The 9,060-nt window shown below is 72.3% G+C and carries 10 protein-coding genes and 1 other RNA gene; 5 read left to right on the top strand and 6 right to left on the bottom strand.

The genetic code is table 11. The features are described 5' to 3' along the window. On the top strand, window positions 1–496 hold a 496-nt coding region (locus ACZJYS_RS20075; RefSeq protein WP_493180079.1), incomplete at its 5' end, for a chloride channel protein. 12 nt (window positions 497–508) lie between these two features. Here the strand turns inward: ACZJYS_RS20075 and ACZJYS_RS20080 are convergent. Together ACZJYS_RS20080 and hemE are read right to left on the bottom strand one after the other, a co-directional pair. Beyond that, window positions 509–1,579: a catalase family protein gene (locus ACZJYS_RS20080; RefSeq protein ID WP_493180080.1), complete on the bottom strand. Its 1,071-nt coding sequence runs from the start codon at window positions 1,577–1,579 to the stop codon at window positions 509–511. A gap of 90 nt (window positions 1,580–1,669) precedes the next feature. After that, on the bottom strand, window positions 1,670–2,713 hold the full coding sequence (hemE, locus tag ACZJYS_RS20085; protein WP_109515771.1) for a uroporphyrinogen decarboxylase: 1,044 nt from the start codon (window positions 2,711–2,713) through the stop codon (window positions 1,670–1,672). Between the two features lie 331 nt (window positions 2,714–3,044). Between hemE and ACZJYS_RS20090 the strand changes: the two genes are divergently transcribed. Both ACZJYS_RS20090 and ACZJYS_RS20095 read left to right on the top strand, forming a co-directional pair. Continuing rightward, window positions 3,045–3,911 (top strand): pyruvate, water dikinase regulatory protein, encoded by an 867-nt coding sequence (locus tag ACZJYS_RS20090; protein WP_493180081.1) that lies wholly within the window; start codon window positions 3,045–3,047, stop codon window positions 3,909–3,911. Beyond that, window positions 3,908–4,501 carry a Maf family protein gene (locus tag ACZJYS_RS20095; RefSeq protein ID WP_493180082.1) on the top strand — a complete coding sequence of 198 codons (594 nt, stop codon included), beginning with the start codon at window positions 3,908–3,910 and terminating at the stop codon, window positions 4,499–4,501. Before ACZJYS_RS20090 ends, ACZJYS_RS20095 begins: the two co-directional genes overlap by 4 nt. 136 nt (window positions 4,502–4,637) lie before the next feature. On the opposite strand, the gene recR is transcribed toward ACZJYS_RS20095, so the two are convergent. The 4 genes from recR to ffs form a co-directional block, all read right to left on the bottom strand. Continuing rightward, on the bottom strand, window positions 4,638–5,240 hold the full coding sequence (gene recR / locus ACZJYS_RS20100) for a recombination mediator RecR (protein ID WP_408887526.1): 603 nt from the start codon (window positions 5,238–5,240) through the stop codon (window positions 4,638–4,640). 10 nt (window positions 5,241–5,250) lie between these two features. Continuing rightward, window positions 5,251–5,598, bottom strand: a complete 348-nt coding sequence (locus ACZJYS_RS20105) for a YbaB/EbfC family nucleoid-associated protein (protein WP_109515774.1) — start codon at window positions 5,596–5,598, stop codon at window positions 5,251–5,253. Further along, on the bottom strand, window positions 5,595–7,520 hold the full coding sequence (locus ACZJYS_RS20110) for a DNA polymerase III subunit gamma/tau (protein WP_493180083.1): 1,926 nt from the start codon (window positions 7,518–7,520) through the stop codon (window positions 5,595–5,597). The genes ACZJYS_RS20105 and ACZJYS_RS20110 overlap by 4 nt, the downstream gene beginning before the upstream one ends. A gap of 67 nt (window positions 7,521–7,587) precedes the next feature. Continuing rightward, an RNA gene (gene ffs / locus ACZJYS_RS20115) (signal recognition particle sRNA small type) lies at window positions 7,588–7,679 on the bottom strand. Between the two features lie 104 nt (window positions 7,680–7,783). On the opposite strand from ffs, the gene nudC reads away from it, so the two are divergent. Both nudC and ACZJYS_RS20125 read left to right on the top strand, forming a co-directional pair. After that, window positions 7,784–8,710: an NAD(+) diphosphatase gene (nudC, locus tag ACZJYS_RS20120; RefSeq protein WP_493180084.1), complete on the top strand. Its 927-nt coding sequence runs from the start codon at window positions 7,784–7,786 to the stop codon at window positions 8,708–8,710. Continuing rightward, entirely contained in the window at window positions 8,710–8,994 is a 285-nt protein-coding gene (locus tag ACZJYS_RS20125; RefSeq protein WP_245906110.1) for a phosphoribosylamine--glycine ligase, read from the top strand. The genes nudC and ACZJYS_RS20125 overlap by 1 nt, the downstream gene beginning before the upstream one ends. Window positions 8,995–9,060: the final 66 nt, after the last annotated feature.

Below are 9,060 nucleotides of genomic sequence, written 5' to 3' on the forward strand. Positions count from 1 at the left end.
CGCCGGGCGGCGGCCGGCGGGCTTCGCGGCGCTGTGCGGCGTGCTGCTCGCGCTGATCGGCTGGCTCTCGGGCGGCACCAGCTACGGCACGGGCTATGAGCAGGCGCGGATGCTGCTGGAAATGCAGCCCGGCCTGCCGGCCGATTTCGCGCTGTGGAAGCTGCTGGCCACCGTGGTCTCCTACCTCAGCGGCATCCCGGGCGGCATCTTCGCGCCCTCGCTCTCGGTGGGGGCGGGCATCGGCGCGCTGCTGCCGCCGCTGCTGCCGGGGGCGCCGGCCGCGGCGGTGGTGCTGCTCGGCATGGTGGCCTATTTCGCCGGGGTGGTGCAGGCGCCCATCACCGCCGCCGTCATCGTGCTGGAGATGACCAGCAACCACGCCATGGCGGTGCCGCTGATGGCCACCGCCCTGGTGGCGCTGCTGGTCTCCCGCCTGGTCTGCCGCCGGCCGCTCTACAGCACCATGGCGACGCGCTTCATGGCCGCGCAGCGCTGAAGCGGCAATGCCTCAGCCCTGGCGCGGCTCGTGGACGGGGCAGCCATTGCGGGTGCCGCGGAAGCGCGCGGAATCCTCGTAGGCCGGCCGGCGGGCGCGCATGATGCCGCCCAGCGGCCGGTGCGCCTCCAGCCCGTGCCAGGGGCTGAAGGCCATGCCGTCGTCGATCTCCCGCACCCGCTCCGCGTCCCAGGCCGGCTGCGGCGGCACGATGATGCGCGCCACGGCGATGTAGGGGCTCTCCTCCTCCGGCCAGGGCACCGAGGCATCCTCGACCGGCATGGTCTCGCGGTTGGTGAGAAGCTGCACGCGCAGCTCCCACTCGCCCCCCTGCTCGCGGAAGAAGGCCTTCACCTCCTCGCGCAGCGCGTCCGGCCGGCCGCCGGTCTCCACCTTGGCGTCCTTCAGCGCCAGCAGCGCCGGGGAAAGCGGAGCGATGGCGTACTTGGCCACGTAGTCGCCGTGGCGCAGCGGCACCTGGCTCCAGAAGGTCTCGCCCAGGATGTGGGTGCTGGGATGGCCGCCCATGCTCTTCAGCATGGCGCTCTCGCCGCCGAAGGTCTCCACCACCGCCTCGGCACCGCGCAGCACGGTAGACACCATCTTCTTCAGCCCCTGCGGCGTGTCCGTGGTGCGGGCCAGCAGCTTCAGGCTGCCGGCGAAGGCCTTGGGGTCGGGCGCCAGGAAGGCCGGCGCGTTGGCCATGACGAAATCCTGCGTCGCATCCGCCTCCGAGCCGGGCAGCCGCTCCCCCTCGACGCCGATCACCTTCACCGCCAGGCCACGCGGCACGGTGATGCTGTCATCCAGCACGTCGCCGGGGTTGGTGGAGAAGCGCAGCACCGCCGGATACTCCGCCGGATGCGCGAACAGCCCCTGCGCCAGGGTGGGCGGCAGGTGGCCCAGCACCCGCAGCGTGCCCTTCAGCAGGCCGTGGCCCTTGGCATGCACGCTGCGCACGGCGTGGCCATAATCCTCGAAGGTGGTCTCGCTGATCTTGCGCAGGCTGCCGGTGAGGGAGGCGATGGTCTCCGCCTCGTCGGGCTGCACCTGTTCCAGCGAGGGGTCGTAGCGCACGGGCATGGGGCGTTCTCCAGGGGGGTCGCCCCGGAAAACGCCGCTCCCCCCGCCGCTGTTGCCCACAGGGCCGCCAGCGGCCCGCCAGGAGGCTTCTCAGCCCATGCGGATGACGCGTGCCAGCGCCGCCACATGCTCCGGCGGCGTCGGCGGGACGATGCCGTGGCCCAGGTTGAACACGAAGGGCCGGCCGCGCATGGCGGCCAGGATCGAGCGCGCCTCGGCCTCCATCGCCGCGCCACCGGCCACCACCGCCTGCGGGTCCAGGTTGCCCTGCAGCGCCACCTCGGCCGGCACCGCCGTGGCGGCCCAGCGCGGGTCCATGGCGGTGTCCATCGCCACGGTGGAGACGCCGGTGCGCTGCGCGTATTCCGGCAGGAGCGGCCCCGCCAGCCGCGGGAAGCCGATCAGCGGAATGTCCGGCCGGACCTTGCGGATGTTGCGGACGATGGCGGCGCTGGGTTCGATCGACCAGCGGCGGAACTGGGCGGGGGAGAGCAGGCCGGCCCAGCTGTCGAACAGCATCAGCGCCTCGGCCCCTGCCTCGGCCTGGGCGAGAAGATATTCCGTTGTCGAATCGACAAGCAGGCGGATCAGCTTCCCGAACAGCGCCGGGTCGGCATAGGCCATGCGGCGGGCATGGGCGAACTCGCCGCCGCCGCGGCCTTCCACCATGTAGCAGGCGACCGTGAACGGGCTGCCCGCGAAGCCGATCAACGCCGCCTTCGGCGCCTCCTGAGCCAGCCCGGCCCGCACCCGCGACACCGTCTCGTAGATCGGCGCCAGCCGTGCCGCCGCCCCTGCCGGGTCCAGCTTCGCCAGCCCTTCCGCGTCGCGGATCGGCTCCAGCAGCGGCCCCTCGCCCTCGGCGTAGCGCAGCGGCTGCCCCATGGCCCAGGGCAGCATCAGGATGTCGCTGAACAGGATGGCGCCATCCATCCCGTAGCGGCGCAGCGGTTGCAGCGTCACCTCGGCGGCGAGGGCGGGGTTCGTGCACAGGCGGATGAAGTCGCCCGCCTGGGCCCGCAGCGCCCGGTATTCCGGCAGGTACCGCCCGGCCTGGCGCATCAGCCAGAAGGGTGGCGGCCAGACCGCCTCGCCGGAGAGGGCGCGCAGCAAGGGCTTCGGTGCGTTTTCCATGGCGCCCCTTTCTATGAAAAAGAGTCTTTAAGAAAGATGGGGGACTCGTAGGGCCTGTGGATAAGGGGGACGCAGTGGACGCAATTCCTGTCCACAAAGTTCTCCACAGGCGCGAATCGGGCACAAAGCCAGCTCAAAGGCCGGTTTCCGGCGTTTTCCACAGAGTCTCGCGCCACGCTGTGCCCAACAAACCCCAGCCCCCCGGAAATGCGGATTCCATCCCCGCTTATCCCAGGGGGGGTTCCGGTGGGGCAAGGTTTTCCCCAATCTCCACAGCAATCCCCGTTATTCTCCACCGCGCAAAAACGCCGCACGAGGCCGATCGGAGCCGATGTCACACCGTAGCTTCAACCTGCATCTCGTCTCCGACAGCACGGGTGAGACGCTGAACTCCATCGCGCGCGCCACGCTGGCGCGCTTCGCGGACCCGCATGTCATCCATCACCGCTGGTCGCTGGTCCGCTCCCATTTGCAGCTCGAGCAGGTGCTGGAGGGCATCAAGGCGGAGCCGGGGCCGGTGATGTTCACCCTGGTGGACCGCTCGCTGCGGCATTCGCTGGAGGAGGTGTGCCAGCAGCTCGGCGTGCCCTGCCTCTCGGTGCTGGACCCGGTGATGGACCTGCTGCAGACCCAGCTCGGCCAGCAGGCGCGGGAGAAGCGCGCCGCGCAGTACGTGCTGGACGCCGACTATTTCCGCCGCATCGACGCCATGCACTACGTGCTGGCGCATGACGACGGCCAGGGCGTTGCCGGCATCGAGGAGGCCGACTGCGTGCTGGTGGGCGTCTCCCGCTCCTCCAAGACGCCCACCTGCTTCTACCTCGCCAATCGCGGCATCAAGGCCGCCAACGTGCCGATCGTGCCGACCTCCCCCCTGCCGGAGGAGCTGGAGAACCCGCCCTGCCCGGTGATCGGCCTCACCATCGACGTGGCGGCGCTGATCGACATCCGCCGCCACCGGCTGAAGATCATCGGCGCCGGCGGCGTGCGGCAGGACACCAACGACTATGTGGACCACGAGGCGGTGAAGGCGGAGATCCAGGCGGCGCGGCGGCTCTGCACCAGCCATGGCTGGCCGGTGATCGACGTCACGCGCCGCTCGATCGAGGAGACGGCCGCCACCGTGCTGCAGCTGATGGAGGCCTGGCACGCCCGCCGCAGCCAGGGCGGGCCGAAGCCCGGCGGCATCGGCGCATGATCCGGCTGGTCCTGGCCTCCGGCTCCGCCACGCGGGCGGCGCTGCTGCGCGCGGCGGGGCTCGACTTCACCGCGCAGCCCGCGCCCGTGGACGAGGCCAGCCTGAAGGAGGCCGCCCGGGCCGAGGGCATACCGCCGGCCGATGCCGCCATCCTGCTGGCCGAGGCCAAGGCCATGCGCGTGGCGCGGCGGGAGCCGGAGGCGCTGGTGATCGGCGCCGACCAGCTCCTGGTGTGCGAGGGGGCGTGGTTCGACAAGCCGGAGGACCTGGCCGGCGCCCGCGCCCAGCTTCAGGCGCTGCGCGGGCGCACGCACACGCTGTTCACCGCCATGGTGCTGTGGCGGCATGGGCAGCGCGTCTGGCAGCACGTCGCCACGCCACGGCTGACCATGCGCGACTTCTCCGACAGCTTCCTGGACCGCTACCTGGCGCTGGAGGGGGAGGCGGTGACGCACTCCGTCGGCGCCTACCGGCTGGAGGGGCCGGGCATCCAGCTCTTCCGCGCGGTGGAGGGGGAGCACAGCGCCATCCTTGGCCTGCCGCTGCTGCCGCTGCTGGGGTTCCTGCGGCAGCACGGGGCGTTGGATTAAGGAAGAATCTTCTTTTTCTGAAGAAAAAGAAGCAAAAAGACTTTTCGAGTCTGGCGCCGCGCCACCAACCAGCGCGGCGCCAGACTAACAAGAGTTTTTTGGTTCTTTTTTCCAAAAAAGAACCCTTTCCCTTCTTCTACGCCGGCCGCCGCGCCTTCAGCGCCGCGGCCAATGTCCCGTCATCCATCACATCCAGCGCGCCGCCCATCGGCACGCCCTGGGCCAGCCGCGTGACGATGACGCCGGTGGGGCGCAGCCGGTCGGTCAGGTAGTGCGCGGTGGTGGCGCCATCGACCGTGGCGGGCAGCGCCAGGATCACCTCGCGCGCCTCGCCCTCCGCCACGCGGGCCAGCAGATCCGCCACGCGCAGATCGTCCGGCCCGACGCCGGAGAGCGCCGAGAGCACGCCGCCCAGCACGTGGTAGAGGCCGCGGTGCACATGCGCCCGCTCCAGCGCCCAGAGGTCGGAGACGCCCTCCACCACGCAGAGCACGTCGTGCTCCCGCGCCGGGTCGGTGCAGATGCGGCAGGGGTCCTGGGTGTCGAGATTGCCGCAGACGCGGCAGGGGCGGACGGCCTCCGCCGTCTCGCGCAGGGCCTGGGCAAGCGGCAGCATCAGCCCGCCCGGGTCCTGCAGCAGCTTCAGCGCGGCGCGGCGGGCGCTGCGGCGGCCGAGCCCCGGCAGCCGCGCCAGCATGGCGACGAGCCGCTCGACCTGGTCCGGCCCGCGCACGCTCAAGGCCGGCGGCTCAGAACGGCAGCTTGAAGCCGCCGAGGCCGCCGCCGCCGCCCATGCCGGGGATGTTCAGCCCGGAGGTGGCCTTCTGCATCTCCTCGGCCATCATCGCCTCCACCTTCGCCTTGGCGTCGGCATGGGCGGCGACGATCAGGTCCTCCAGCACCTCGCGCTCATCGGCCGCCATCAGGCTGGGGTCGATGGCCAGGCGCTTCAGGTCGCCCTTGCCGGAGAGCGTCACCTTGACCATGCCGGCGCCGGCGGCGCCCTCCACGGTCATGGCGTCCAGCTTGGCCTGCATCTCCTGCATCTTGGCCTGCATCTGCTGGGCCTGCTTCATCATCGAGGCAAGGTTCTTCATGCGTCCTCCCCATAGGGATCAGAGGAATGGAAATCGTCGAGATCGGCCGGCTCGGCATCGGGCGGCGCGAATTCGGGGCCGTCGTCGGGCGCCTCGGGCGCCGGCGGCAGGCCGTATTCATCCAGGCTGTCGTCGCGCAGCGCCTCCACCTGGGCGCCGGGGAAGGCGAGCAGGATGGACTGCACCAGCGGGTGGGCCTTCGCCATCTCCAGCCGCTCGCTCGCCACGTGGCTGCGCTGCTGCGCGATGGTCGGCTCGCCCTCGGCGTTGGAGAGGCTGATGGTCCAGCGCCGCCCCGTCTGCTCCAGCAGCAGGCCGGCGAGCTGGGCGGCGAGGTCGCGCGGCGCCTCGGGCCGCTGGCGGATCTCGATGCGGCCGGGCGCGAAGGACACCAGATGCACATTGTGCAGCAGGTGGGCGTGCAGCATCGGCGCGCGGCCCGAGGCCAGCGCCACCACCTCGCGGAAGCCGCGCGGCTGGGCCAGGGCGGGCTGCGCCTCCATCACCGTCGTTGCCACGGGGGCACCATTGGCCGTGGCGCGGCTGCCGCCGCCCATGGGACCACCCGGGGCGCCGGAGGGCAGGGGGCCGCCCGCCGCCGCGGTGGCGCCGCCCTCGGTCAGGCGGCGCACGAGGTCGCCCGGCGTCGGCATCTCGGCGAGGTGGGCGAGGCGGATCAGCACCATCTCGGCCGCCGCACGGCGGTCCGGCGCCTCGGCGATCTCGGTGATGCCCTTCAGCAGCACCTGCCAGGCGCGGCCCAGCACCGGGATGCTCAGCGCCCCGGCCAGGGCGGTGCCGCGCACCCGCTCGGCCTCGGGCAGCGAGGGGTCCTGGCGCAGCGCCGGCACGGCGCGCAGGCGGGTGAGGGTATGGGTCAGCTCCAGCAGGTCGGCCAGCACCACGCCGGGGTCGGCGCCGCGCTCATGCCCGGCATCCATCGCCGAGAGCACGCCGGCGATGTCGCCGCGGAAGGCGGCTTCCAGCAGGTCGAACAGCAGGGTGCGGTCGGCCAGGCCCAGCATGTCCCGCACCAGCTCCGCCTGCACCCCCTCCGGGCTGCCGGCGGCCTGGGCGATCGCCTGGTCGAGCAGCGAGAGGCCGTCGCGCACCGAGCCATCCGCCGCGCGGGCGATCATCGCCAGCGCTTCCGGCGTGGCGGGCACGGCCTCGGCCTCGGCGATGCGGGCGAAATGGGCGCGCAACACCTCCTGCGGCACGCGCTTCAGGTCGAAGCGCTGGCAGCGGGAGAGGATGGTGGCCGGCACCTTGCGGATTTCCGTCGTCGCGAACAGGAACTTCACCTGCGGCGGCGGTTCCTCCAGCGTCTTCAGCAGCGCGTTGAACGCCGCCGTCGACAGCATGTGCACCTCGTCGAGGATGTAGACCTTGAAGCGCGCGCGGGCCGGGCGGTAGCGCACCGCCTCGCGCAGCTCGCGGATGTTGTCCACGCCGTTGTTGGAGGCGGCGTCCAGCTCCAGCACGTCCGGGTGGCGGTCGGCCAGGATCGCCTGGCACTCGGCGCAGACGCCGCAGGGCTCGGCGGTGGGGCCGCCATTTCCGTCCGGCCCGACGCAGTTCAGCGCGCGGGCGATGATGCGGGCGGTGGTGGTCTTGCCGACGCCGCGCACGCCGGTGAGCATGAAGGCATGCGCCACGCGGTTCTGCGCGAAGGCGTTGCGCAGGGTGCGCACCAGCGCGTCCTGGCCGATCAGGTCGGCGAAGCTCTGCGGGCGGTACTTGCGGGCGAGCACCCGGTAGGGCGTGGCGGCCGGCTCGGGCGCCGGAGCAGCGGGAGAGGGGGCGGGCTCCGCCTCGCCGAACAGGCCCGGCCCCTCGAGGGGCGGCGGGTCGCCGAACAGGCCGGCGCCCTCGGGCACGGGTGGCTGTTCAAGCTGGTCGGGGCGGGTGTCGCTTGGCATGGCGCGCGGCGGATCCGATGCTGGCCGCGGCGGGCCATTCAGCGAGAGGTGAAAACCTCAGAAGGTGGAAGACCGGCGGAACGACCCAGACGGGAACTCGCTGCGGCTGCTTCCTTCCGGACCTGACCGGGTTGGCAAGGCGCCTGTCCGCCGCCGACCTTCCGAGGGCACCATATCATGCCGCCCCCCCTCCGCGGCAAGGGGGGCATCCCCGATCGGGCCGAGTTGCCGTGCGCGCCGGCCCATGGCAGGGTCGCGGCCGCATGCTGTCCATCCCGGCTTCCCGTCCCAATGCCTACACCGGCAGCCCCCTCGACCGCGCCTCGGGCCGGCGGGAGGAGGCCGATTTCATCGCCGCCGCCATGGCCTCGCCCGAGGCGCTGTTCGTGCCGGTCTGGCGCAGCCGCAGCCTGATGCGCGGGGTCGAGGAGGGCCGGCCCGAGGCCGTGCTGCTCTCGGCCGAGGCGGCCGAGGCGGTGCGCATGGCCGGCGGCCCCTGGGCCTTCCTGGGCTTCTGGGAGGGCCGGCCGGTCTTCAGCGTGGATTGCTCCGCCGCCGAGGACCCGCTGCCGCTGCTGCCCGAGGGCTTCGGCGCCTTCGCCGACCTGCGCGCCGTGGCCGGGCTGCTGCCGGCGGGCGAGGCCAGCGTGCTGGCGCATGCGCGCGGGCTGATGCACTGGCGCGTGCGGCACCGCTTCTGCGGCGTCTGCGGCGGGGTGTGCGAGCCGCGCAGCGCCGGCAACGCCATGGCCTGCACCGCCTGCGGCGCGCAGCATTTCCCGCGCACCGACCCGGCGGTGATCATGCTGGTGACGGATGGCGCGCGCGCCCTGCTCGGCCATTCCACCCGCTTTCCCACCACCACCATGTACTCCACCCTGGCCGGCTTCGTGGAGCCGGGCGAGAGCCTGGAGGAGGCGGTGCGCCGCGAGGTGCTGGAGGAGGTGGGCGTCCAGGTGGGCGAGGTGCACTACCATTCCTCGCAGCCCTGGCCCTTCCCGGCCTCGATCATGCTGGGCTTCCATGCCGAGGCGCTCTCCCACGAGATCACCATCGACCCGGAGGAGCTGCGGGATGCCCGCTGGTTCACCCGCGCCGAGCTGCGCGCGCATGAGCAGCACGGCTTCAGCCTGCCGCGGCTGGATTCCATCGCGCGCCGGCTGATCGAGGACTGGCTGGAGGCCGAATGATGCGCCCGACCCGAGCCCTTCTGCTGCTGCCCCTCCTGGCCGCCTGCGCCACCCCGCCGCCGGCCCCGCCCACGCCGCCCGAGCCGCCAGGCCATGCCGCCTGCCGCGCCGAGGCGCGCAACGACCCCGCCGTGCAGGCGCTGGGGCGGCAGGAGAACCCGCTGAACTGGGGCAACCGCGAGCGCGTGCAGAACGATTTGCGCGTGGCCGAATTGCGGGCATTCCGGGACTGCCTGCGGCGCAACGGGCTGGCCGCGCCAGGGGGCGTCGAGCCCGCCCGCTGAGACGCGGCTGGCCACGCCACGCCTCGCCCGGCGATGGCATGGAAATTGCATAGCGATATTTTGCCC

The organism is Roseomonas sp. TS2 (assembly GCF_058833935.1).